This is a genomic window from Aeromonas lacus, from assembly GCF_000764665.1.
Lineage (GTDB): Bacteria > Pseudomonadota > Gammaproteobacteria > Enterobacterales > Aeromonadaceae > Aeromonas > Aeromonas lacus.
On the sequence record NZ_JRGM01000154.1, the window covers coordinates 64,012 to 86,582 of the forward strand.

The window sequence follows — 22,571 nt, forward strand, 5'->3', positions numbered from 1 at the left end:
GCTCGCCTTTCTCGTACCCTGGGATATCTCATGTTACATGCACTCTTCTTGCTGGGCCTGGTGGCCGAAGGGATGACTGGTGCGCTGGCAGCGGGCCGGCGACGGATGGATCTGTTTGGTGTGGTGATCATCGCCTCGGCAACCGCCATCGGCGGCGGTACCATCCGCGATGTGCTGCTGGGGCACTATCCCCTGCTCTGGGTCGAGCATCCGGAATATGTGCTGCTGGTTGCGGGCTCGGCCATGGCCGGGGTCATCTCGGCGCCGCTGATGCGCTACCTCGGCAAGCTCTTTATGGCGCTCGATGCGCTGGGTCTGGTGGTCTTCTCCATTTTCGGCGCAGCAAGAGCGCTGGAAATGGGACATGGCGCCGGCATCGCCTGCATCATGGCGGTAGTGACTGGGGTCTTTGGCGGGGTGCTGCGGGATCTGCTCTGCCAGCGGATTCCACTGGTGTTTCGCCGCGAGCTCTATGCCGCCATTTCCCTCATCACGGCAGCCCTCTACTGCCTGGCGCTGGATCAGGGGCTGCCAACCAACTGGGCAGCCTTTGGGGCGATTGGCATCGGCTTTGTGTTGCGCCTCCTGGCAGTTCGCTTCAAGTGGGGATTGCCCACCTTCAACTACCAATACGCAACCCACTGAGTACGCCAGCTTTTGACGAGACAGCCCGGATTGCGGACAACAAAAAAGCGCCGGTATGGCGCTTTTTTCATGGGCCCTTGCAGCCTCAGTTAATCCCTTCCGAACTGAAGAAGGTCGCCTTGTCGGCGATGAAGCGGATCTTGATGTTCTTGCCATCACTACCCCAGATGCAGCTGGTGGTTCCCAGTGCATCGTCACAATGCTCGGCTTTCCCCAGAATGGCGCTGGCCTCGGCGTAGCTCATCCCCATCTTCAGCTTGTCGTAGTTGTCGCGGTTGAGCTTGCTGCAACCGGTCAATGCCAGGGCGATCAGGATCCCCGTTACCAAACGTTTCATCTGTCTCTCCTCTCTCAATGATTGGAGCCTAACAGGTTGACCCGGGTGATCACCAGCTTCGTACAGGGCCGGTATCGAGGTGAACAAAGTTGTCGTGGGGGTAGTAGCCGACCCCACCCACCTTGAGATGGAGCGCAGCCTTGCGCAGATTGGCCAGCTGCACGCCGGGAATGCGCACATCGACCGCCTGTCCCAAGGTGTGGTAGCTATGCTTGGCAACCCCGCGGCTTCTGCGGCGCTTCTGGCGATTGGTCGCCGGAGCCCGATAACCGGAGATGAGCTGGATCTCCCCTCGCCGCCCCAGTTTGTGCTGCAGCAGGAAGAGCTGATCGAACAGCTTGGTATCGATGTCGAACACTTCATTGCGACGATAGTCGCGGAAGATATGGTTCAGTTCGGCCAGCCCGTCATTCAGATAGCGGCCATTTTCCCAATAACTGACCCTTGCCCGCTCACCGGTGTTGAGATTGAAAAAGCTCAGTTCACGACCAGTGGTACTGCGGCTTGCCAGCGCCGGGAAAGAGACCAGCGAGCTACCCAGCAGGCAACCGGCTCCCAGCAACAGGCGACGACGACTTATCTCTTGTTCCAGCATAAGGGGTCCGTCCATCGCAGATTCAAGCGACATGGTTGAATAAAGATTGTTCAATGAATTCGGTTCAGGCGCTTGAAACTACCTCCAGGCCGGGATCATGTCAAACCTCTCTCGCCCATGAAAAAGCCCGGCCATGGCCGGGCTTTTCACTCTGTGGCAGGGATCACAGCAGACGGCTCTGGAAGCTGACCCGATCAAATCCGTAGATGTCGTTGCGCAGTTGCTGACGACCATCTTCGTCGATCCAGCTGCTCCAGTAGACAGTAAACACCGGAATTGGCTTGGTCAGCGGCAACCACTTGGTCTCGCTCTCCTTGAGGATCGACGCCACCTTGTCCGGCTGGTAGCGGGAGTCTGCCAGCAGCAGTTCGGCCAGATCATCGGCATGCTCGACCCGGATACAACCCGAGCTGAAGGCGCGAGCCCCCTGCTCAAACAGGGATTTGCGCGGGGTCGAGTGGAGGTAGATGGCCTCGTTGTTGGGCAGGTAGAACTTGTAGCGACCGAGCGCGTTGTGATCGCCCGGCTTTTGCCGCAGACGATAAGGGAAACCGGCGGCCAGCGCCTGACGCCACCCCTCTTCGGTGAACTGGACCGGATTGCCCTCGCCATCGATCACATCGAACTGCTCACGACTCAGATAGGCAGGATCGCGACTCAGCTTGGGCAGAATATCCTTGCTCAGAATGGAGCGCGGCACATGCCAGGAGGGGTTGAGCACGATGGAACGAATTTCGCTGGCGAGGATGGGTGTAGCACGCTGCTCCTTGCCGACGATGACCCGGCTGGTAAAGACCTCGTTACCGGACTCCACCACGCTCAGGCGATAGTCAGGAATGTTGACCAGTACATAACGGGGTTTGCTCAGCTGATCGACCAGATCACGGCGCCACAGGTTACGCAGCAGCAGGCTGGCACGTACTTGCGGCCCGGTATTGAGCCAGGAGCGGGTCTGACGGCCGATCACGCCGTCGGCGGTCAGACCGTGACGACGCTGGAACTGCTTGATAGCCTGTTCGGTATCGGCGTCATAGATGGCATCGCCGTGCCTGGGCGCGCTATCTCCCAGCTCGTTGAGCATGGTACGGATCTGGCCAAGCTCGTCAGAGCTCTCACCGGCACGCAGGGTCGGCATGTCGAGGGTGGGCCACTTATTGGCCATCGGCATCGCCAAAAGCTTGTGGACCTTCTCCCGCACCGCATCATATTCAGCCACCTGAGGGCGCAGCGATTTCACCTGAGTGAGCAGGTCATCATCGCTTGGTTTGGTGACCACGGGACGGTTCAGATCGAACTTGAGCGTCTTCATCTGTTCCCGGGAGACCAGATCCATCGACCGCCAGGCATACTGAAAGCGACCCAGCTTGGCGAACGCTTCGTCATAAATAGCGCCCCGCGCCGCAGCAGGAGTTGCCTGCATCCGTCGCCAGAGCTTGAAAAAATCGGGATGGAGCTGGGCAAGTACCGCTTCCTGCAGCTGCTGCTCCAACTCGATACGGGCCTGTTCGGCCTTGCTGCCCTGATACCAGTCATGCTGGGTTTTGCTGGCAGCGACTACCACCTGTGCCTCGGCCGCATGCACTACTCCGGCAGGCAAACAGCCAAACCAGACCAGATTGGCAAGGGCCAGCCAATACTTCATCCCCATGGATACCTCAAAACGATGTGTTCACTCTGTCAGACCCTCTGGTCCGGCTGCTCATGATGCGTGAATGGCTATCACTTTGCCAGCACCCCGGAACATAGCGCCACCAGATAATTTCATTGTCATTGATTGAATCGCAATCGGCCAATTCCCCCGTTGCTGCGAGCGGAAGAGCCAGCATCCGACCGCCAATCGCCAAATAAAAGCAAGGTGCTCACCAGTGCTGCACCGACATGCGTAAAGCCGCTACAGAGCAGGTGGTCAGCCGGTGTGTGATAACCACGCCCTGGCTAATGAGGTCAGCCCGAAACGCTCCAGGTTTATCGACTGCCACCTCGACTGACTGAAGGGGTAAACCGGTAAAAAAGGGGCTCATATCAGTGCTATTGGAACTATCAGTAACGCCAGTAACGCCATCCGCAAGAAAATGACGCAGCAAAGAGCACCCTTTTCTTATGCCAAAGAGAAGCATTCCTTTGTAATCAGCTACTTCCATAATGTTTGTTTTATCAACAAACAGTCGAGTAGGGTTTGGAGCATCGAGCAAAAGGGGTTAATATGTGACCAAATATTTTTTTGTGATCCACTATGCTTTTTTTGCAATTGGATTAGCATATGCGCGAGATCTGCCTACCAATTTCAGTCAGGCGTAGAGAGTGATATGACGTATAAAAAGTTTGGTTTTCTGACCGCCATCCTGGCGCTGAGCGGTTTCTATCTTTACACCCTCTATCTGGCGGCTCACCCCAACGTGAGTCTGGCCTACCGACTCTATTATCTGGAGGGGAAAACCCGTTTCTGGGAACACAACTCCAGCATGACCTATCTGCCGGGCAACGAGCTCAACCTCACCAAACCGAGCCGTTTCCTGTCGAGCGAAGGCTGGGCTAAAAAACCGAGCGAGGAAGGCACCCAGCTGAGCGGCAAGGGCGGCCTCTACTTCGTACTGCCCAAGCAGGCTGCCAATCCGGAAGAGCTGACCATCCACGCTCGCGTCAACAGCCCGCAAGCGGGCGCTCTGCTGCAGGTGGCGCTCGGTCACGACTTTACCACTACAGTCAAACTGGCCAAGGCCGGGATTAACGAAATCCGTCTCAGCCTGCCGGGGGATTCCCTCACCGCAGATCCCAAGCGCCCCAATTTTCTGGCGCTCTCGGCACCAACCCCCATCAACGTTCAATCAGTGCGCCTGACCGTTGCCCAGTGATATTTGCCCTGAACACCGTTTTATAAAAACTACTATCCAATAAGGACGTTCTTATGTCGTATCCAGATTTTCGACTCTCTCTGGTCGTTCCCGTTTACAACGAGGAAGAGAGCATCGATGCCTTCATCAACGCGATAGACAACGAACTGGCCCCGCTGAAAGACCAGCTTGAAATTGTATTCGTCAACGATGGCAGCCGTGATCGCACCCGTGAAGTGGTCGAGCAGGCCATCGCCCGCGATCCCCGCGTAACCCTGGTCAACCTGGCCCGCAACTTTGGTAAAGAGGCTGCCCTCACCGCCGGTCTGCATCAGGCCAAAGGGGACGCCGTCGTACCGATGGACGTGGATCTGCAGGATCCTCCCGCCCTGATCCTGGAGTTCGTCAAACTGTGGCAAACCGGTGACTACGACACCGTCTACGGCATCCGCGTCGATCGCAGCGCCGATACCCCGATGAAACGTCTGACTGCCGGCGGCTTCTACCGCTTCTTCAACGCCCTATCCACCAGCACCAAGCTGCCGGAGAACGCCGGTGACTTCCGTCTGATCGACCGCAAGGTGGTTGAGGCTATCAAGCAACTGCCCGAGCGCAACCGCTTCATGAAGGGGCTGTTTGCCTGGGCCGGTTTCCGTGCCGTTGGCGTTCCCTACGAGCGTCCCGCCCGTCATGCCGGCGAGACCAAGTTCAACTACTGGAAACTGTGGAACTTCGCCCTCGACGGTCTGCTCAGCTTCTCCAGCTGGCCGCTGCGGGTGTGGAGCTACGTGGGCGTGAGCGTCTCTCTGGTCGCCTTCCTCTACATCCTGAAAATCATCACCCAGGTACTCTTCTTCGGTATCGACGTACCGGGTTATGCCTCTCTGATGTCGGTGGTGCTGTTCCTCGGCGGTATCCAGCTGCTGTCACTCGGTATCATCGGCGAGTATATCGGCCGCATGTTCGTGGAGGTGAAACAGCGCCCTGTCTACCTCATCGAGGGTGTCTACGGCCAGTACGCCAAGGAGGCGGGCAACAAGCAGGATGACGAGCAACAAGAGCAGCAGGAGCAAGCGTCCTGATGATCTCCCGCGAGGAATTCTGGCGGCTGGTTCGTTTCGGTTTTGTCGGCGGGGGGGCTACCCTCGTCGATCTGGGCACCTCCATCGCCCTGTTTCACACCTGGCCAACCATCTCCGAACATCTGGTGACGACTCTGGCTTTCGCCGTCGCCTTCTGGTTTTCGTTCTTCGGTCACCGTTACATCACCTTCCAGAAGCAGGGAGCCGCCAGCAAGTTTCTGCTGGTCGCCCTCTTCTCACTGGCGGTGCGTAACCTGATCCTGAGCGGTCTGCTGTTTGCGGGTCTCTCCGGTCTCGTCCCGGTGGTCATTGCCACCCTGACCGTTACTGTACTCACCTACATCCTCTCTCGCGTCTGGGTTTTTGCCTGATGAATGACATGACCAATACCGCTTCCCTGCCCGGGGACAGCCTCCCCTATCGCCCGTCACTGCGCATCAGCGGCCGTGACTGGCTGATGATCATCGCCGCCTTCGTGCTGAGCCGCGTTGCCCTTTATGGCATGGGTTACTTCGGTGTCCAGCTCTATGGCACTCCCGGTATCGGGCCACTGCAGGCCTATTGCCAGTTCGACTGCGTCTGGTTCCAGCGCATCATCGAAAACGGCTACGACCTCTACCCGCGCTGGCTGAGCAAGGGCAATGCGGCCAACTGGGCCTTCATGCCGCTCTATCCGATGGTCTCCGGCGCCATCTCCAACCTGCTCAATGTCGAGAGCCTGATCGGCCTCATCATTGTCGCCAACGCCTCCTTCTTCGCCAGCCTGCCGCTGATGCTGCTGGTGCTGCGCCAGCTCAAGCTGGGTGACGATACCGCCCGTTTCGGCGTCTGGCTGCTGGCCTTCTCCCCCTTCTCCGCCTACTTCGTCTCCGGTTATACCGAGTCGACCTTTATGGCGCTGATGCTGGGGATGTTCCTGTTTGCCTACCGGCAGCAGTGGCTGATGGTGGCGCTGCTCGGGGTATTCATCTCCGCCACCCGCAACCTGGGTGTGATGATGGTGTTCCCGGTGCTGATCTTGGCGCTGCAGGCTTACGGCTGGCGCGAGTTCTTCCGCTTCACCGAGCGCGCCTTCAAGGTGGTTTTCACCCTCTGGATGATCCCCTTTGGCCTCTTCGCCTACATGCTTTACCTCTATCACCTCACCGGTGATGCGATGGCCTTCAAGCACATTCAGGTGGCGTGGGGCCGTTATATGGACAGCCCGCTGGACTGGTGGCTGAGCGGTTTCGAGCTGGGTGGTCGCAAGGCCTACCTCTCCATCATGGTGATCTTCGGCTGGGGTCTGAACCTCTACCTGTTCAGCCAGAAGCGCTGGGCCGAAGCGACCCTGATGTTCATCTGCTGCACCATTCCGCTGATGACCGGCCTCAACGCCATGCCGCGTTACATGTTCGGTCTCTACCCGACCATGCTGGCGCTGATCCTGCTGACCCATCGCTGGCCTGCCATGCGCCCGGCGGTGCTCTGCATCAGCGGCATGGTCGCCTCCTTCATTGCGGTGGCCTTCGTCAACTTCAAGTTCTTCACCGTCTGATATGACGGCGATAGCTGAAACCTCAAATGCCGGTCAACTGACCGGCATTTTTTATGGCCGCTATTTTTATCAGCAGCGCTCCCCCTGCCACTCCCCGTCACACTTTGCTCGGCTTGAAAACGTAACCATTTGAACTGATGTCACAAATCGGCATTTTGCCGATCCAAGGCTCTCCTTGCTCCTCCTAGAATGGGCCCTTGTCCGAACTGCCCAGCTCAAGGAATGGCTTATGCGTCGCGCTCCCAACTTATCCCCTCTCTGGCTCGCCCTGCTGGCCAGCCCTCTGTTGATCGGTCAGGCCATGGCCGCTCCCGAGGTTCACCTCTATGTGGATGGCCAGCCGGTAGCGACTCCGATCGCGCTGGACAAGGGGACGGTCGAGCTGACCCACACCCTCGCCAAGGGGAGCCACCAGATCCGCATCAGCGACGCGGACAACAGTTGCGGTACCAGCTTCGGCCCGAGCGAAAGCAAGCCTCTCCCCTTCGGCACCGCCCAGCCCATGGACAAGTGCAGCAAGGGGCAGAGCTTTAACCTGCGAGTGATGCTGGCGGGGGATTATCAGTTCACCTTCAACCCGGATACCCCCAGCCTCAAGGTGCTGCGGGCGACCAAGAAGAGCGAGTTCAAGCGCCAGCCGCCGGAGGAGCCCTGCATCAGCTGGGATGGCGGCCCGGTTACCGTATCCCTGAAAGGAGTCTGGCCCGACGGCACCCGGTTGCGGGATGCCTACTCCGGTCAGGAGAGTGTGGTCAAGGGCGGCAAGCTGACCCTGACGCCGAGCAAAGAGAGCGGCGGCCTGCTGCTGCTTGAGCCAATCAAGGCGGCCAAGCCAGCACCGTTCAGCTGGGATCAGGCGAGTGTCTATTTCCTGCTGACCGACCGCTTCAACAATGGCGATCCCGCCAATGACCACAGCTTCGGGCGCCAAAAGGATGGTCAGGATGAAGTGGCCACCTGGCACGGCGGCGACTTCAAGGGGCTGACCGCCAAGCTCGATTACATCAAGCAGCTTGGCATCAACGCCATCTGGATCACCCCCATGGTGGAGCAGGTGCATGGCTTTATCGGGGGCGGCGAGCAGGGCAGCTTCCCCTTCTACGCCTATCACGGCTACTGGGCGCTCGATTTCACCAAGATAGATCCCAACTACGGTGACGAGGAGAGTCTCAAAACCTTGGTGGACGAGGCGCACAAGCGCGGCATGCGCATCATCCTCGACGTGGTGATGAACCACGCTGGCTACGCCACCCTTGCTGACCTGCAGGATCTGGGGCTCACCGATCTCACCCGGAACACAGATAAGCTGCCGACCGTCTGGAACCAGTGGCGCCCGAGCGGTGGCCTCAACTGGCATGGCTACAACCAGTTCATCGACTACCAGTCGCCGAAGTGGGACAGGTGGTGGAGCGGTGACTGGGTGCGGGCTGGCCTGCCCGGCTACCCGCAGCCCGGCACCGACGACGTCACCGGCTCGGTGGCGGGGCTGCCGGACTTCCTGACCGAATCCACCAAGCCGGTGGGGCTGCCGCAGCTGCTGACGGCGAAAAAAGATACCAAGGCCAAGGCCCTGCCCAACGCCACCGTGAGCGACTATCTCATCGCCTGGCACACCGACTGGGTACGCCGCTTTGGCATCGACGGTTTTCGGGCCGATACCGTCAAACACCTGGAGCCCGAGGTGTGGGCCCGCCTCAAGCAGGCTGGCACGGCGGCGCTTAAGGAGTGGAAGGCCGCCAACCCGACCAAGAAGCTCGACGACCTACCCTTCTACATGGTGGGCGAGGTGTGGGATCACGGGGTTGCCAAGGATTTCTGGTATCAGAATGGCTTCGATTCACTGATCAACTTCGACTACCAGCGCGAGTTCGCCCTGCCCCAGGCCCAGTGTCTGGCCAGCGCCGAGCCCACCTACGCCAGCTACGCCAGCCGCATCAATCAGGATCCCGAGTTCAACGTGCTGAGCTACATCAGCTCCCACGACACCAAACTGTTCTTCGGCGACTATCAGGACGTGCCGCTGCAGCGCCGGGTTGCCAGCAGCTTTATGTTGCTGCCGGGCGGTATCCAGATCTACTACGGCGATGAGTCAGGCCGGGGGCTCGCCAAGGATGGCGGCGTGTTCGATCAGGCGCTGCGTTCTGACATGAACTGGCAGGAGCTGGCCAGCGGCGACAAGGCCGAGCTGCTCAAGCACTGGCAGCGGCTCGGCCAGTTCCGTGCCGCCCACCCGGCGGTGGCGGCTGGCAGTCACAAAAAACTGGCCGACAGCCCCTATGCCTTCGTGCGGGAGAAGGGGGATGACAAGGTGGTTATCGTGTTCGCCGGCCGGCAAAAATAGAGGCGAAGAGGCTGAGAAAACAAGAGAGGGGTGCCAGTGGCTCCCCTCTCTTTTGCACGTCTATCGGCTTACTGCGTCTGGCGTACAGCCGCCGGCCACTGCAGGCGCGCTTTGACCAGGGTCTCCTGCCACAACGGCCAGGCCAGCAGTGCCTGCTGATAGACCCCCGCCTGACCGGGCAACTGGATACCATAGCTGGCCAGCCGATAGGCCATCACCGCATAGAAGGCATCGACAATGCCCGCCTCGCCAAAGTAGAAGGGGCCCCGCGTCTGCGACCAGATCTCCTGCAAACGGGCCAGTTCGCCCACCGCCTCAACCGGCGGCTCGATGCGGGTGGGAGCACCGAGGAAAAAGGGGAGCAGAGTGCGGATCTGGCGAAAACCGGCGTGCAACTCGGCGCAAAGGCTGCGAGCCAGCGCCCGCTCGGCCTGAGATGCGGGATAGAGCTGGCGATCGGGGCACAGCTCGTGAACATATTCGGCGATAGCCAGCGAGTCGTGTACCCGCACGCCATCGTGTTCGAGCCAGGGCACCAACCCGGCAGGCGCCACCCGCTTGAGCCGCACCAACGACTTGGCATCTTCCAGATCGAACACCTGCTCCTGCCATGTCAGGCCGCTCATGGCCAGCACCAGTGCCGCCCGCATCGCCCAGGTGGAGCCCGTGCCCACCGTCAATACCAGAACTCCCATCTTTGCCTCCTGCAGGGACTTGCGCTTTACGCCCCGTCGGCCTCTTGGCACGACATCCGGCGCCCGCTTCACATTTGCGCACAGGCAGGTTTGACCCTCCCGATGAGCGATGCTAGTTTGATTTTTCAAAACAATCAGTTAGCAACCATGTGAGCCATTAACTGAGATATGGACAGCCAATTTACCATCGTCATCGCAGATGACCACCCCCTGTTTCGGGGCGCCCTCTATCAAGCGGTGCACATGGCCATCAACGATGCCCATCTGCTGGAAGCGGACTCCATCGACAGCCTTACCCACCTCCTCGGCGAGCATCCTGAGGTCGACCTGCTGCTGCTCGATCTCAAGATGCCGGGCGCCAACGGCTTTGAAGGACTGGCTCACCTGCGCGGCCAGTATCCCGACCTGCCGGTCGTGGTGGTATCCGCCTCGGAGGACCCCGCCATCATCCAGCAGGTGCTGCGCCTTGGCGCGCTCGGCTTCATCCCCAAATCGGCGCCGATGAAGGAGCTGGTCACCGCCCTCAATACGGTGATCGGGGGCGATAACTGGGTGCCGGAGGGGATCTCGCTCCATCCCGAATCGGAAGATGGCCCCGATTTCGCCAGCAAGCTGGCCAGCCTCACCCCCCAGCAGTACAAGGTGCTGATCATGCTGCGCGACGGCAGCCTCAACAAGCAGATTGCCTGGGAACTCAACGTCTCCGAGGCCACCATCAAGGCTCATATCACGGCTATTTTCCGCAAACTCGGGGTCAAGAACCGCACTCAGGCGGTCATCGCGTTGCAACAGATGGATATCAAGGAGGGTTGAGCCCTCCCATCCAGCCCGCAACTTATCTGCCGCTCGACAAATAGCACGATCGTACTTTATGCTGCCACCAGCCATGAGGAGATCGTGATGAGCAAGGGGCGCCTGACCCGGGAAAACATTTTGCAGACAGCCTTCGAGCAGGCGAGCCAGCAAGGGCTGGAGAGCCTGACCATCGGCTCGCTGGCCAACGCCTGCGAGATGTCAAAAAGCGGCCTGTTCGCCCACTTTCACTCTCGCGACAATCTGCAGATCGCCGTGCTGGAGTACGCTGCCGAAGTGTTTCGCGAGCGGGTGATCCAGCCGGTGCGCCAGCAGGAACACCAGAGTCAGCACGACAAGCTGATCGCCCTGTTGCAGGCCTGGCTGGCCTGGAACCAGAGCTTTGCCGGACGCTGCATGTTTCTCGATGCCTGGACTTCGGCGCAGGAGGGTGAGGTGCAGCAGGCCGCCCGCCAGCTGGTGCGCTTCTGGCTCGACTATCTGGCTCGTCAGGTCGCACAGGGACAGCTGGAGGGGGAGTGGCGCGAGGGGATGGATCCCTGGCGTGCCGTCTACCGCCTCTATGGCCTCTATCTGGCGGATCAGGTGTTCAACGCCCTCAATCTGTGTCAGGATCCGGCCCGCCACTTCTGGCCCGAAGTGGAAGATCTGCTCGCCAGCTGGTGCTGATCTCCTGGCAATCCTTTTTTAAAACCGACAAAAAAGCACGACCGTTCGCACATAAAAACCACCGGATGACCATGAGCAGCAAGATCTACTTCAACACCCGCCGCTTCAGCCCGAGCAAATGGCTGCTGGGGATCGGCACCCGATTGCACCATACCCTGGCCCCCGGCCATGCCAAGCGCACCGCCAGCAAGTTGCTGCTGACCCCCCAGCGCAACCAGCGGGACAACGCAGCGCCAGCCGGTCTGGTCAAGCAGGCCGTCCATACCAGCGAAGGGACGCTGATGAGCTACCGGCTCGGTCAGGGGCCGCTCTGGCTGCTGATGCACGGCTGGTCAGGCAGTGCCAGCCAGTTCTATCCGCTGATGAGCCATATCGCTGCGCAGGGTTTTACGGCCATTGCCTACGATCACCCGGCCCACGGCCACAGCGCCGGCCATACCGGCCACCTGCCCCGCTTCGTGCGCGCCTTCGACGAGCTGGCTGCCCGGCTGGCTACGGAAGTGGGCCCTGTCCATGGGGTTATCGCCCACAGCATGGGGGGCGCCGTCACCCTCTCCAGCCGCCAGCAGGATCTTGACGGGCTGCCGCTGCTGCTCATCTCGCCGGTGCTCGACTATGTGCCCCAGCTCTACGGCATGGTGGCACGCTCCGGCTACTCCATCCGGCTGTTCGATGCGGTGGTCAAGGAGATTGAACAGGAGTATCAGCACCCCTTGAGCACGGTCGATCCACTGGGTCGCCTTGCCAGTCGCAGCGGCGAGGCCATCATAGTGCACGACGAAGAGGACAGATTCGCCCCCCATAGCGACTCCCTGCGGGCCAGCCAGGATGGTCATACCCGGCTGGTGAGCACCCGGGGTCTGGGCCACGGCCGCATTCTCGCCAGTGCGCCGGTATTCGCTGCCTTCGATCAGCTGGCACGACCGGAAAATCCCCACCGTGCCCTTTGACAGGGGACCATGAAAAAAACGGGCAAGCGCCCGTTTTTATATTTGATACAGCGCCTTATAGTTAATTTGTCAGTGGGAACATCCTTGTCAGAACACTATAAGGCGCCAGCATATGGCCAGACCCAATACAGCGTTGTTGCTCACCGGAGGCGGAGCGCGCGCCGCCTATCAGGTCGGCGCCCTCAAGGCCGTGGCGGAGCTCTATCCGCGCAATCTCGGCATCCCCTTTCCCATTTTGTGTGGCACCTCAGCCGGGGCCATCAACGTCACCGCGCTCGCCTGCTACGCCTCCAGCTTTCATCTGGGGGTGCGCAAGCTGGAGTGGGTCTGGCGCCGCTTCGAGACCCACCACATCTTCGATTTTCACCCGGGGCGCCTGCTGTGGCGACTGATGTACGAAGGCTCGGCCGGCCTCATCAATCCCGACACCAACCACGCCTTTCATCTGTTTGACAACGCGCCGCTGCGCCGCCTGCTGGATCAGCTCATCGACTATCACCGCATCGATGACAACATCCTCTACGGCAGTCTGGAGGCGCTTGCCATCACGGCATCCGACTACGACGACGGTCTCTCCACCACCTTTTTTCAGGGGCGGGCCGACCACCATCCCTGGGAGCGAGCCAGACGGCGCGGGGTGCGCACCCTGCTCACCTCGGATCATCTGCTCGCCTCCTCGGCGCTCCCCTTTGTCTTTCCGGCCACCCATATCGGCGACAAGTTCTACGGCGACGGCTCCATCCATCAGCTGAGCCCGCTCAGCCCCGCCATCCATCTGGGGGCGGAGCGGATCCTGCTGATCACCCTGGATCCGCCAGCCCACTCGGCACCGACCCATCATCACGGCCATCTCACCAGCTCCAATATCGCCAGCCATCTGCTCGATACCGTCTTTACCGACACCCTCAACTCCGATCTGGAGCGGCTGTGGCGTATCAACCAGACTCTGGATCTTATTCCGGAGCGGGAGCGCAATCGCCTCAAGCTGAAGCGGGTGGAGACCTGCGTGCTCAAGCCAAGCGAAGATCTCGATGCCATCGCGCTGGCCTATCTGCGCAAGCTGCCGGTGCAGTTGCGCCGCCTGTTGCGCGTGTTGGGGGTGAAGGGGGATGAGACCAGCAGTCTGGCCAGTTTTCTGATGTTCTATCCGGGCTACTGCCAGCAGCTGATCAAGCTGGGCTATCGGGACACCCTGAGGGAGCAGGCCCGGGTGATCGACTTTCTCGGCATAGAGGCTCAGCCGAGGGAGAGAGAGTAACGCTTCTCAGCGCCCCTCGAGCAGGCGCTGCTCCGCCTGCTCGATGGCGACCGCGGTACCAAACAGGATCAGCCGATCGCCAGCCTGCAGGGTCAGCTCATCCCGAGGCTCCAGCATCTGATCGCCACGCTGAACCTCCTTGATCCTCACCTCATCCAGCGGCAGCTCCCGCACTTCGCGCCCCACAGCCCAAGCCTGATCATGCAACATCAATGGGTGGAGGCGCTCCAGCAGCTGATCAGCCTCAAGGTTGTTGGCGCTCTGATCTCCCCAGTAGAAGCCGTGCAGAAAGCGGTACTGGCTGCTGCGCTCATGCTCCATGCGCCGGATCACCCGCCCGAGGGGAATATCGCAATTGACCAGCAGATGGGAGACCAGCATCAGGGCCCCCTCCTGAGACTCCGGGATCACTTCGAAAGCCCCCGCCTGCTTGTAGTGCTCGAGGAAGCTGTCATCCCGGGTACGCACCAGCACCTTGAGCTCTCCTGCCAGCTCGCGGATCAACGCCAGCATCGCCTCCACCCGCTTGCGATCGTCAAAGGTGATGATCACCAGCCGGGCCCGCAGCAGACCGGCCGCCAGCAGGATATCGCGCCGGCTGGCATCGCCAAAGGCCACCTGCTCCCCTGCCAGCTTGGCCTCGCTCACCCGCTCCGGGTCAAGGTCGAGCGCCAGAAACGGGATCTCCTCAAGCTTGAGAAAACGGGCGCAGGTCTGCCCCGCCCGACCAAACCCGGCAATGATGACGTGCTGGCTCTTGCTGAGCCCGGACTGGGCCACTTCGGAGCGGGTCAACAGCGCCGGATCGGTCAGACTGCGAGCCAGCGAGTGGGCCTGAGTAACCAGCCAGGGGGTCATGGCGATGGAGATGATGCCGATGCCGATCAGCCGGGAGACCAGTTGCGGATCCAGCAGGCCGTGATGGAGTGCCAACGCCAGCAGCACAAAGCCGAACTCCCCCACCTGACTCAGCATGATGCCGGCCGCCATGCTGTCGCGCTTGCGCTCTCCCATCAGCCGGCCGGCCAGCAGCACCAGCAGGGATTTGCAGAGCACCAGCAGCACCACACAGAGCAACACCTGCCACCATGCCTGTGCCACCAGCTCCCAGTCCATGTTCATCCCGATGGTGATGAAAAAGAGCCCCATCAGCACGTCGCGAAAGGGCTTGATATCCACTTCAAGCTGATGGCGATAGTGGGACTCCCCCAGCATCATGCCGGCCAGAAAGGCCCCCAGCGCCATCGAAAGACCGAGCGAATAGGTCATGAAAGCGGCCAGCAGCGCCACCAGCAGGGCGCTCAGCACGAACAGTTCGTCGGAGCGGGCCCGCGCCACCTCATGAAACAGCAGCGGCAACAACCACTTGCCCACCGCCAGCAGGCTCAACAGGGCGAAACTCCCCTTGAGAATCGCCCAGGCGATCTCGGCAATCAGCGCACTGCCCTGCACCTGTGGCTCGGCCAGAATGGGGATCATCACCAGCAGGGGCACCACCGCCAGATCCTGAAACAGCAGCACGCTCACCCCCAACTGGGCGCGACGGGTATGGAGCTGCTTCTGCTCACCCAGCTGCTTGATCACCACCGCCGTAGAGGAGAGCGCCAGCGTGCCCCCCACCACCAGCGCCTGCGCCAGACTCAGCCCCAGATGCCAGCCAAACCAGAAGAAGAGCAGCGAGGTGAGCAGCACCTGCAAACCGCCCACCCCCAACACCAGATAGCGCATCGCCAGCAGCTTGGGGAGGGAGAACTCCAGCCCCAGCGAGAACATCAGAAAGACGATTCCCAGCTCGGCGATGGTCTGCATGATCGACTGGCCGGTGATCACCGCCAACCCGTGCGGGCCTAGCAGTACGCCGGCAATCAGGTAGGCGAGGATCACCGGCAAGCCGAAGCGTCGGAAAATTGCCACCAGCAGGACAGCGGCGAAGAGCAGGATCAGCAGGTCTGTGTACAAATTTTCCCCTCCTTTTTATCAACTTAAGTCTAGTCAGCCGATCCTTGGCTCTGGAAACATATATTGGGCATGCCAATTGCAGGTGAAGGGGAGCAGTCAAGTGGTTACAGGTGGAATACCATGGAAAACAGATCGTCACTCAATGGCTTTAGCCATGGCATCGAGCAGTGGGTTCGCCAGATGGAGCGGCTCACGCCCTTGCCCAGCGTAGAACGCAATCAGTTGCTGGAGCAGTTGCTGGGGCAGCACGAGCTCGGCGGCCTGCTGACAACTTTTGCCGATCGAGCGGCAAAAATTGTCAGGATCCACAGTCTCTATATGGACGGTAGCCACCCCCATGTGCTGATCCAGCACCCGCCGATGGCCACCCTCAACCTGCACAGCTACCTGTTCGAGCTGCGCGGTCAGCATGAGCAACTGCTCGGCCAGCTCCACTACGAGCTGGAACACCCGCTCAGCGGCAGCCAGCAACGGGTACTGCTGCAGTACCATCAGCTGCTCAGCCTGTTGCTGCCCCTCTACATGCGGCTGGAAAAACTGGATCAGCAGGTGCGCCTCGATCACCTGACCGGCCTTGGCAACCGCTCCTATTTTGACGAAGCCATCGGCCGCGCCATCGAGCAGCACAGCCGCGAGCCCCATGGTCTGGTGCTGGTGCTGCTGGATCTCGACCGCTTCAAGCAGATCAACGACACCTGGGGCCACCCGGTCGGGGATCTGGTTCTGAGCCGCTTCGCCCAGCTGCTCAAGGGGTGCATCCGCAGTACGGATCAGGCCTTCCGGCTCGGGGGGGATGAGTTCGCCCTGCTGTTGCAACCGGCCGAACCCGAGGCGTGGCGCCCGGTCTGGCTGCGCCTGCAGCACATGCTGATGACCAACAAGGAACTCAGCACCTTCTCGGTCGGTTGCAGTCTGGGGGCCGCCAGCTGGCAATCAGGCGTCAGTGTACAAGCTCTTTACGAGGCGGCAGACAGCCACCTCTACGCCCGCAAAAAAGCCGGCAAAGCCGGCCTCGCCGAATAACCGGGTACTCTTCTTTGCTCCGGCACATGCAGCCATGTGACCGGAGCCCTTTTTTTCACTCCGCTTCCTGCTCAGGCAACAGCTCCCGCCCTTGCGTTGACAACCATTGGCATGAAAGCCCCTCCTGCTCTGCCATAAATCCGTCGCAGACAAAGAGTCCGACCACAGCCGCAACCTGCTCGCCATAGTAGAGGATAGGGATCCGCCCCCGCTGCCACGAAGGAACGCCGTACTCTTGCAGCAGCTTCTTCAAGCGGCGGCTGCCACCGCGTCCCACCGGATTCAGCATGGCCCCCGGCACCACGCCAAAGCGCACCGACAGAGGCTCCTCCGGTCTGGGCAAACGCAGCAACCCATCTCCCGCTTTCTCCATACGTACCACCAGTTCACCCAAGCCATCCGGCAGGGTAAGCGGCTCGCCCGGCGTCAACGGCAACACCTGATGACAAGGTTGCAGATCCGGGGCGACCAGATAGAGGCGCTCCTGAAAACGGCGGCAACTCAGGCCGCCCCAGTTGAGCTGCGGATTGGCATCGGGCCGCGCCAGCGCTACCTCCTGCCACAGCCGGGCAAGCTGCTCGCGCGATGGCATCTCCCCCCCCTGACGGCGGATCCAGTAGCGCAGCAGGTTGTTGCGCCGGGTCGACGAGAGGGCGTGCAGCAGGCCGATATGGAGCGCCTCCCCTTCGCCGGCCAGCTGCCAGTCGCTCTCGGCCAGTTCGTCCAGCAGCGCCTCCTGCTCGGCGCACAGTGCCATGCTGCGGACGGCTGTGCGGGCAATGGCAGGCCAGCGCGCCTTGAGTTGGGGGATAAGCGTCTGGCGCAGAAAATTGCGGTCATAGCTCACGTCCTGATTGCTCTCATCCTCGACCCAACCATAAGGCAGGGTGACGGCAACCTCGGCCAGTTCGGCCCGGCTGATATCGAGCAGCGGCCGCAGCAGGAGACCGCCAGCAAAGGGCTGGCTTGGCAAGATGCCGGCCAGACCGCGCAGACCGGCGCCGCGCTTGAGGGCCAGCAGCAGAGTCTCCAGCTGATCGTCCTGATGGTGGGCAGTGAGCAGCCACTCCCCCTCCGTCATGTGCGCCATCAGCCGCTGGTAGCGGGCGGTGCGTGCCTGCGCCTCCAGACTCTCGCCATTGCCGCGGGCAAGGGTGACCCGCTCGACAATGAGCGGCACCGCCAGCTGCAGGCAGACCGACTCGCAGTGAGCCACCCACTCGTCGGCATGGGGGCTGAGACCATGGTGCACGTGCAGCGCCCGAAGCGGCAAGCCGTGCTCACGGGCAAACTGCGCCGCCAGCGCCAGCAGCAGGGTGGAGTCGAGGCCACCGCTGAAGGCCACCAGCAGGCGAGTGGAACCTTCCGGTTCTGGCAGAGTCTGACAAAAGCGAGAATAAAGATGAGAAATCATAGGCTTCCCCAAAACGGACCGGCCGATCTTAGCAGAGTCGCGGCTGGCAAGCTGCACTGTGGCGACTAGGGGCTCGTTCGGGATCACTCGTCCTGACGACGCCGCTTGCGCCGGCACGGCAACCCACCCTAGAGTAGGGCTCGCCTGTGCAGACCCGAAAGTCACCCGTTCAGAAGAGGCGCAGGCAGGGAAGCAAACAACCCGATGTGGAATCAGATCCCATGAACAACAAGAAAAGCATTCTGGCCGGCCTTATCGGGCTGGCCCTGTTGGCTGGTTGCAGCCAGGCGCCCGAGAGCGCACCGAAACACTCCGGACTGGCGCTGGCCAATATGGACACCCGGGTCAAACCCGGCGATGACTTCTTCCGCTACGTCAATGGCAAGTGGCTCGCCACCGCCAAGATCCCCGACGATCGCCCCGCCGATGGCGCCTTCTACATGCTGCGGGACAAATCCCTCGCCGACGTGCGGGTGCTGGTCGAGGGGCTGGCCCATCAACAAGCCGCTACCGGCACGCCGACCCAGCAGATCCGTGATCTCTACGCCAGTTATCTGGATCAGGCAGGCCGCGACGCCAAGGGGCTCACCCCGCTGGCACCGGCGCTGGCCGATATCGACCGGATCAGTGATCAAGCAACGCTGGCCCGCGCCTTTGCCCAAAGTGGTCGCATGGGTGGCGGCGCACCGTTCGGTATCTGGATCGATGCCGATGCCAAGGCGCCGGATCGCTATGCGGTCTACCTCTATCAGGGTGGGCTGGGGCTGCCGGATCGCGACTACTACCTCAAGCAGGATCCAGACAGTCAGGCGCTGCGCCAGAAGTACCAGCAACATATCGCCGCCATGCTGAGTCGCCTCGGTGAATCTGATCCGAGCGGCAAGGCCAAGCGAATTCTGGCCCTCGAAACCCGGCTCGCCACCATCCAGTGGGACAACGTGGCCCTGCGGGATCGGGAGAAGAACTACAACAAGCGCCCCGCCAGCGAACTGGCGCGGCTCGCCCCCCATCTCGACTGGCAGGCTTATCTGAACGCCGCGGGCATCGCAGCCCAGCCGGAGCTCATCATCGGTCAGCCAACCTATCTGAGCGCGCTGGATCAGGTGATGGCCCAGACCCCCATCGCCGACTGGCAGGCCTACCTCAAGTGGCAGCTGCTGACCGACTACGCCCCCTATCTCGACAGCGAGACCGATCGGGCCAACTTCGCCTTCTACGGCACCACCCTGAGCGGCACGCCCAAGCAGCGGGCCAGCTGGGAGCGTGGGCTGGGGGTGTTGAACGATCATCTGGGCGAAGCGGTCGGCCAGCTCTATGTGGCCCGTTACTTCCCGCCCGCAGCCAAGGAGCGGATGGAGCAGCTGGTGGAGAACCTGCGCACCGCCTATCGCCAGAGCATTGAAGAGCTGGACTGGATGTCGCCGGAGACCAAGACCCAGGCGCTCGAGAAGCTGGCCAAGTTCCGACCCAAGATCGGCTACCCCGACAAGTGGAAGGATTACAGCGCCATCGCCATCAAACCGGACGATCTGGTGGGCAACCTGCAGCGCTCGCAGGCCTTCGAGTATGCCGACAATCTGGCTCGCCTCGGCAAGCCGGTCGATCGGGACGAGTGGCATATGTCGCCGCAGACGGTGAACGCCTACTACAACCCGAGCAACAACGAGATCGTCTTCCCGGCGGCCATTTTGCAGCCCCCCTTCTTCGACATGACTGCAGATGACGCAGTCAACTACGGCGCCATCGGCGGGGTGATCGGCCACGAGATGGGCCACGGTTTTGATGATCAGGGGGCCAAATCCGACGGCGACGGCATGATGCGCGACTGGTGGACGCCGCAGGATCTCAAGGAGTTCCGCTTCCGTACCAGCCGGCTGGTCGCCCAGTACAACCGCTTCGAGCCCATCAACGGCCAGTTCGTCAACGGTCAGTTCACCCTGGGGGAGAACATCGGCGATCTGGGCGGCCTCACCATCGCCCACAAGGCCTACGAGCTGTCGCTGGATGGCAAGGAGGCGCCGGTGCTGGACGGCTTCACCGGCGAGCAGCGCTTCTTCCTCGGCTGGGCGCAGGTGTGGAAAGGGATATATCGTCCCGAGCTGATGCAGATGCTGCTGCGCTCCGACCCCCACTCGCCGCCCGAGTACCGGGTCAACGGCGTGGTGCCGAATATTCCCGCCTTCTACGAGGCATTCAACATCCAGCCGGGAGACAAGCTCTATCTGCCGCCCCAGAAACGGGTGAAGATCTGGTAATGATAAAAAGCAGGGCCCAATCATGGGCCCTGATACAAAAGAGAAAAATATGAACAAGACGCTTCTGGCTCTGGGACTTCTTTCCCTATATGCGAGTGCTACTGAAGCTTGGGCCAGTACCATAAAACAGCGAGAGTGCTATCCCTCACAGGATCTTCGTATTTGTCTGTATCAGGATTCTCGCGTTGTATCGGATACAAATGCGGGTTTTTATTCTGAAGCAGAAGGCCCTTGGGAACCACCTCTGGTCAACGCAGAAATACGCATTTTTGGCACAAACAATGAACAACTTGCTCGATTGAAGGTATTTCGTTTAGCAAAAATCAGTCCTACCAAGTTGGTAGATCAAGCAAAACCAGTATTTCTTCTGGATGAAGATCGCTCTATGGGAGCCGGAGGATTTAATGGTGTGGAATCACGACCTTTTACTGCATCACCCAAAGGCATCCATTTTTTACCGCTAAAAGGATCTGATATAAACAAAACATGGACACTTTTATCAGCACTAAGGGCTAATTGGCGCGAAGTTCCCTCCGGTTTTTTGGTAGTAAGTTCTTTCCCAGATATCCCTAAACAAGGTGAGTGGGATGGCGAGTCGACCAAAACCACATTTAGCAGACTAACTCTCGACAAAGGCATATTTACTATTTCAAGTAGAAGCGAACCCATATATTGGGAAAGTGAAAATGATTTTCCAGAAGAACAGTTGTTTCCAAAGTAGTGAACTCAAGAAACAAATGAATACCTTTCGTCCAAATAGCCAACACATGACAGGAGCTGCCATGAACCGAGCATTATTATTTCTTTTGGTTATTGGTACATCAGTTCAAGCCGAAGAGGGATTTAGCAAACAGCTGACACTCCCCTCCGGTCAGGTGATCACGGTGGCCGAAGGACGCGGTGAACCCGCCTCCATCGGCAGCTACGATGTGCGCCTCTACTCCGGCGCCAATCCCCAGTTCCCGCTGGATCAGTTCATCGATGGCAAGGTGCTGCCGCGCGATGGCTCCATCAAGGAGCTGAAATTGCTGGATCTCAACGGTGACAAGCAGCCCGAGCTGGTGGTCATCATGGAGAGCGCTGGCAGCGGCAGCTACCTGAGCGCCGACGCCTTTACCATCAGTGCGCAGGAGGGGCTCGACACCTTCAACCATGTCGAGGGACTCGGGCCCAAGGAGGATGTGATCGAGGCGCTCAAGGATCCCAAGGATTAAGGCGCGACAGCCCCCCATGCTTCAGAAATAGAAAAAGCCCTGACCAGCAGGGCTTTTTTGTATCCAGAATCGGCGACGCATCTACTCAAGGCGAGTGGCCCGGGTACGCACCAGCGGCAGCGCCATCTCGTGCTGGGCCGCCACCAGTTGCAGCTCATAGGCCCCCGTCAGCCAGGTGCGAGCCAGCACCGCATCGACACTGGCATTGGTACGCTCGAACGCCACCACCGGAGTGAAACCGGCCAGCAGATTGGCCAGCATGGTGGCGCTCAGCAGATCCCCGACTCCGATGGGGTGGCGGGCAAAAGGGTAGAGCGGACGCGAGAGGTGAAACGCCCCCTCCTCGCACACCAGCAGCATCTCGAAGCGGTCCATGGCAAAGCCTGCCTTGCCCAGATGTTTCACCAGCACCATCTTGACCCCCTGCTCGCGCAGCTGCTGGCACGCCGCCAGCGCCTGCGAGACATTGCCGATGTCGCGACCGGTCAGCTGCTCCAGCTCCAGCAGGTTGGGGGCCAGCAGATCTGCGCGGGGTAAGGCCCGCTCCCGGAAAAAGTCGGTGACGCCGGGCGCCACTATGCACCCCTTGTCCGGGTGACCCATCACGGGATCGCAGAAGTAGAGGGCACCGGGATTGCATGCCTTGAGCCGGGCCACCGCCGCCAGGATCTCCTCCCCCTGTTCGGCCGAACCGAGATAGCCACTGAGCAGCGCATCGCACTGGGCCAGCACGCCGATCTCCGCCAAGCCGTCCACCAGCTGGGCGATATGGCCCGCCGGCATCACCATCCCCTGCCACCCCTCACTGTACTGGGTGTGGTTGGAGAACTGCACCGTGTTCATCGGCCACACCTCAATGCCGAGGCGACGCATGGGAAAGACGGCGGCACTGTTGCCGGCACAGCCAAAGACCACATGGGATTGAATGGAGAGCACTCGCTTCATGATGACTC

The 22,571-nt window shown here is 60.6% G+C and carries 22 protein-coding genes; 14 read left to right on the forward strand and 8 right to left on the reverse strand.

Annotation, left to right across the window (positions count from 1 at the left end; all coding sequences use genetic code 11):
- Window positions 1–30 precede the first annotated feature (30 nt).
- Entirely contained in the window at window positions 31–645 is a 615-nt protein-coding gene (locus LG31_RS0117920; protein WP_033115777.1) for a trimeric intracellular cation channel family protein, read from the forward strand.
- Between the two features lie 85 nt (window positions 646–730).
- Here the strand turns inward: LG31_RS0117920 and LG31_RS0117925 are convergent, their stop codons facing one another.
- The 4 genes from LG31_RS0117925 to LG31_RS21695 all read right to left on the reverse strand — a co-directional run bounded on the left by LG31_RS0117925 (window position 731) and on the right by LG31_RS21695 (window position 3,718).
- Window positions 731–982: a lipoprotein gene (locus LG31_RS0117925; RefSeq protein WP_033115778.1), complete on the reverse strand. Its 252-nt coding sequence runs from the start codon at window positions 980–982 to the stop codon at window positions 731–733.
- 49 nt (window positions 983–1,031) lie between these two features.
- Window positions 1,032–1,577: a peptidoglycan L,D-endopeptidase MepK gene (gene mepK, locus LG31_RS0117930; protein ID WP_033115779.1), complete on the reverse strand. Its 546-nt coding sequence runs from the start codon at window positions 1,575–1,577 to the stop codon at window positions 1,032–1,034.
- A gap of 163 nt (window positions 1,578–1,740) precedes the next feature.
- Window positions 1,741–3,225 (reverse strand): L,D-transpeptidase family protein, encoded by a 1,485-nt coding sequence (locus LG31_RS0117935; RefSeq protein ID WP_033115780.1) that lies wholly within the window; start codon window positions 3,223–3,225, stop codon window positions 1,741–1,743.
- A gap of 211 nt (window positions 3,226–3,436) precedes the next feature.
- Window positions 3,437–3,718 carry a hypothetical protein gene (locus tag LG31_RS21695; RefSeq protein WP_152598431.1) on the reverse strand — a complete coding sequence of 94 codons (282 nt, stop codon included), beginning with the start codon at window positions 3,716–3,718 and terminating at the stop codon, window positions 3,437–3,439.
- Between the two features lie 165 nt (window positions 3,719–3,883).
- On the opposite strand from LG31_RS21695, the gene LG31_RS0117940 reads away from it, so the two are divergent.
- From LG31_RS0117940 to LG31_RS0117960, 5 genes are all read left to right on the forward strand, one after another.
- Window positions 3,884–4,429, forward strand: a complete 546-nt coding sequence (locus LG31_RS0117940; RefSeq protein WP_033115781.1) for a hypothetical protein — start codon at window positions 3,884–3,886, stop codon at window positions 4,427–4,429.
- 53 nt (window positions 4,430–4,482) lie between these two features.
- Window positions 4,483–5,490 carry a glycosyltransferase family 2 protein gene (locus LG31_RS0117945; RefSeq protein ID WP_033115782.1) on the forward strand — a complete coding sequence of 336 codons (1,008 nt, stop codon included), beginning with the start codon at window positions 4,483–4,485 and terminating at the stop codon, window positions 5,488–5,490.
- Entirely contained in the window at window positions 5,490–5,861 is a 372-nt protein-coding gene (locus LG31_RS0117950; protein ID WP_033115783.1) for a GtrA family protein, read from the forward strand. Before LG31_RS0117945 ends, LG31_RS0117950 begins: the two co-directional genes overlap by 1 nt.
- Window positions 5,861–7,027, forward strand: a complete 1,167-nt coding sequence (locus LG31_RS0117955; protein WP_033115784.1) for a hypothetical protein — start codon at window positions 5,861–5,863, stop codon at window positions 7,025–7,027. Before LG31_RS0117950 ends, LG31_RS0117955 begins: the two co-directional genes overlap by 1 nt.
- 229 nt (window positions 7,028–7,256) lie before the next feature.
- Window positions 7,257–9,368, forward strand: a complete 2,112-nt coding sequence (locus tag LG31_RS0117960; RefSeq protein ID WP_033115785.1) for an alpha-amylase — start codon at window positions 7,257–7,259, stop codon at window positions 9,366–9,368.
- 68 nt (window positions 9,369–9,436) lie between these two features.
- Here LG31_RS0117960 and LG31_RS0117965 read toward each other — a convergent pair whose 3' ends face one another.
- Window positions 9,437–10,063 carry a glutathione S-transferase gene (locus tag LG31_RS0117965; protein WP_033115786.1) on the reverse strand — a complete coding sequence of 209 codons (627 nt, stop codon included), beginning with the start codon at window positions 10,061–10,063 and terminating at the stop codon, window positions 9,437–9,439.
- A 168-nt stretch (window positions 10,064–10,231) separates the two neighbouring features.
- Between LG31_RS0117965 and LG31_RS0117970 the strand changes: the two genes are divergently transcribed.
- The 4 genes from LG31_RS0117970 (at window position 10,232) to LG31_RS0117985 (ending at window position 13,753) form a co-directional block, all read left to right on the forward strand.
- Window positions 10,232–10,876, forward strand: coding sequence for a response regulator transcription factor (locus LG31_RS0117970; RefSeq protein WP_033115787.1), 645 nt, complete (start codon window positions 10,232–10,234; stop codon window positions 10,874–10,876).
- 87 nt (window positions 10,877–10,963) lie between these two features.
- Window positions 10,964–11,545, forward strand: coding sequence for a TetR/AcrR family transcriptional regulator (locus tag LG31_RS0117975; RefSeq protein ID WP_033115788.1), 582 nt, complete (start codon window positions 10,964–10,966; stop codon window positions 11,543–11,545).
- Window positions 11,546–11,616: 71 nt separating this feature from the next.
- Window positions 11,617–12,495: an alpha/beta hydrolase gene (locus tag LG31_RS0117980; RefSeq protein WP_033115817.1), complete on the forward strand. Its 879-nt coding sequence runs from the start codon at window positions 11,617–11,619 to the stop codon at window positions 12,493–12,495.
- 112 nt (window positions 12,496–12,607) lie between these two features.
- Window positions 12,608–13,753 (forward strand): patatin-like phospholipase family protein, encoded by a 1,146-nt coding sequence (locus LG31_RS0117985; protein WP_033115789.1) that lies wholly within the window; start codon window positions 12,608–12,610, stop codon window positions 13,751–13,753.
- Window positions 13,754–13,759: 6 nt separating this feature from the next.
- Here the strand turns inward: LG31_RS0117985 and LG31_RS0117990 are convergent, their stop codons facing one another.
- The gene (locus tag LG31_RS0117990; protein ID WP_033115790.1) at window positions 13,760–15,712 is read right to left on the reverse strand and encodes a monovalent cation:proton antiporter family protein; all 1,953 of its coding nucleotides are present in this window, start codon (window positions 15,710–15,712) and stop codon (window positions 13,760–13,762) included.
- Between the two features lie 120 nt (window positions 15,713–15,832).
- Between LG31_RS0117990 and LG31_RS0117995 the strand changes: the two genes are divergently transcribed.
- Window positions 15,833–16,735 carry a GGDEF domain-containing protein gene (locus LG31_RS0117995; protein ID WP_033115791.1) on the forward strand — a complete coding sequence of 301 codons (903 nt, stop codon included), beginning with the start codon at window positions 15,833–15,835 and terminating at the stop codon, window positions 16,733–16,735.
- A 55-nt stretch (window positions 16,736–16,790) separates the two neighbouring features.
- Here LG31_RS0117995 and tilS read toward each other — a convergent pair whose 3' ends face one another.
- Complete coding sequence (tilS, locus tag LG31_RS0118000; protein WP_033115792.1) at window positions 16,791–18,149, reverse strand: tRNA lysidine(34) synthetase TilS; 1,359 nt, start codon at window positions 18,147–18,149, stop codon at window positions 16,791–16,793.
- Between the two features lie 221 nt (window positions 18,150–18,370).
- On the opposite strand from tilS, the gene LG31_RS0118005 reads away from it, so the two are divergent.
- The 3 genes from LG31_RS0118005 to LG31_RS0118010 all read left to right on the forward strand — a co-directional run bounded on the left by LG31_RS0118005 (window position 18,371) and on the right by LG31_RS0118010 (window position 21,618).
- On the forward strand, window positions 18,371–20,404 hold the full coding sequence (locus LG31_RS0118005) for a M13 family metallopeptidase (protein ID WP_033115793.1): 2,034 nt from the start codon (window positions 18,371–18,373) through the stop codon (window positions 20,402–20,404).
- A 49-nt stretch (window positions 20,405–20,453) separates the two neighbouring features.
- Window positions 20,454–21,125, forward strand: coding sequence for a hypothetical protein (locus LG31_RS21055; protein WP_152598433.1), 672 nt, complete (start codon window positions 20,454–20,456; stop codon window positions 21,123–21,125).
- Window positions 21,126–21,186: 61 nt separating this feature from the next.
- The gene (locus tag LG31_RS0118010) at window positions 21,187–21,618 is read left to right on the forward strand and encodes a PliI family lysozyme inhibitor of I-type lysozyme (protein ID WP_108572444.1); all 432 of its coding nucleotides are present in this window, start codon (window positions 21,187–21,189) and stop codon (window positions 21,616–21,618) included.
- Window positions 21,619–21,699: 81 nt separating this feature from the next.
- Here LG31_RS0118010 and pdxY read toward each other — a convergent pair whose 3' ends face one another.
- The gene (gene pdxY / locus LG31_RS0118015) at window positions 21,700–22,563 is read right to left on the reverse strand and encodes a pyridoxal kinase PdxY (RefSeq protein ID WP_033115795.1); all 864 of its coding nucleotides are present in this window, start codon (window positions 22,561–22,563) and stop codon (window positions 21,700–21,702) included.
- Window positions 22,564–22,571: the final 8 nt, after the last annotated feature.

Bases quoted from the DNA above. Each gene is read 5' to 3' on its own strand.
- LG31_RS0117945 (WP_033115782.1), top strand. From the start codon at position 4,483: ATGTCGTATCCAGATTTTCGACTCTCTCTGGTCGTTCCCGTTTACAAC.
- mepK (WP_033115779.1), bottom strand. From the start codon at position 1,577: ATGCTGGAACAAGAGATAAGTCGTCGTCGCCTGTTGCTGGGAGCCGGT.
- LG31_RS0117995 (WP_033115791.1), top strand. From the start codon at position 15,833: ATGGAAAACAGATCGTCACTCAATGGCTTTAGCCATGGCATCGAGCAG.
- LG31_RS0117940 (WP_033115781.1), top strand. From the start codon at position 3,884: ATGACGTATAAAAAGTTTGGTTTTCTGACCGCCATCCTGGCGCTGAGC.
- LG31_RS0118010 (WP_108572444.1), top strand. From the start codon at position 21,187: ATGAACCGAGCATTATTATTTCTTTTGGTTATTGGTACATCAGTTCAA.
- LG31_RS0117925 (WP_033115778.1), bottom strand. From the start codon at position 982: ATGAAACGTTTGGTAACGGGGATCCTGATCGCCCTGGCATTGACCGGT.
- LG31_RS0117935 (WP_033115780.1), bottom strand. From the start codon at position 3,225: ATGGGGATGAAGTATTGGCTGGCCCTTGCCAATCTGGTCTGGTTTGGC.
- LG31_RS0117960 (WP_033115785.1), top strand. From the start codon at position 7,257: ATGCGTCGCGCTCCCAACTTATCCCCTCTCTGGCTCGCCCTGCTGGCC.
- tilS (WP_033115792.1), bottom strand. From the start codon at position 18,149: ATGATTTCTCATCTTTATTCTCGCTTTTGTCAGACTCTGCCAGAACCG.
- LG31_RS0117965 (WP_033115786.1), bottom strand. From the start codon at position 10,063: ATGGGAGTTCTGGTATTGACGGTGGGCACGGGCTCCACCTGGGCGATG.
- LG31_RS0117970 (WP_033115787.1), top strand. From the start codon at position 10,232: ATGGACAGCCAATTTACCATCGTCATCGCAGATGACCACCCCCTGTTT.
- pdxY (WP_033115795.1), bottom strand. From the start codon at position 22,563: ATGAAGCGAGTGCTCTCCATTCAATCCCATGTGGTCTTTGGCTGTGCC.
- LG31_RS0118005 (WP_033115793.1), top strand. From the start codon at position 18,371: ATGAACAACAAGAAAAGCATTCTGGCCGGCCTTATCGGGCTGGCCCTG.
- LG31_RS0117950 (WP_033115783.1), top strand. From the start codon at position 5,490: ATGATCTCCCGCGAGGAATTCTGGCGGCTGGTTCGTTTCGGTTTTGTC.
- LG31_RS21695 (WP_152598431.1), bottom strand. From the start codon at position 3,718: ATGGAAGTAGCTGATTACAAAGGAATGCTTCTCTTTGGCATAAGAAAA.
- LG31_RS0117955 (WP_033115784.1), top strand. From the start codon at position 5,861: ATGAATGACATGACCAATACCGCTTCCCTGCCCGGGGACAGCCTCCCC.
- LG31_RS0117980 (WP_033115817.1), top strand. From the start codon at position 11,617: ATGAGCAGCAAGATCTACTTCAACACCCGCCGCTTCAGCCCGAGCAAA.
- LG31_RS0117985 (WP_033115789.1), top strand. From the start codon at position 12,608: ATGGCCAGACCCAATACAGCGTTGTTGCTCACCGGAGGCGGAGCGCGC.
- LG31_RS0117920 (WP_033115777.1), top strand. From the start codon at position 31: ATGTTACATGCACTCTTCTTGCTGGGCCTGGTGGCCGAAGGGATGACT.
- LG31_RS21055 (WP_152598433.1), top strand. From the start codon at position 20,454: ATGAACAAGACGCTTCTGGCTCTGGGACTTCTTTCCCTATATGCGAGT.
- LG31_RS0117975 (WP_033115788.1), top strand. From the start codon at position 10,964: ATGAGCAAGGGGCGCCTGACCCGGGAAAACATTTTGCAGACAGCCTTC.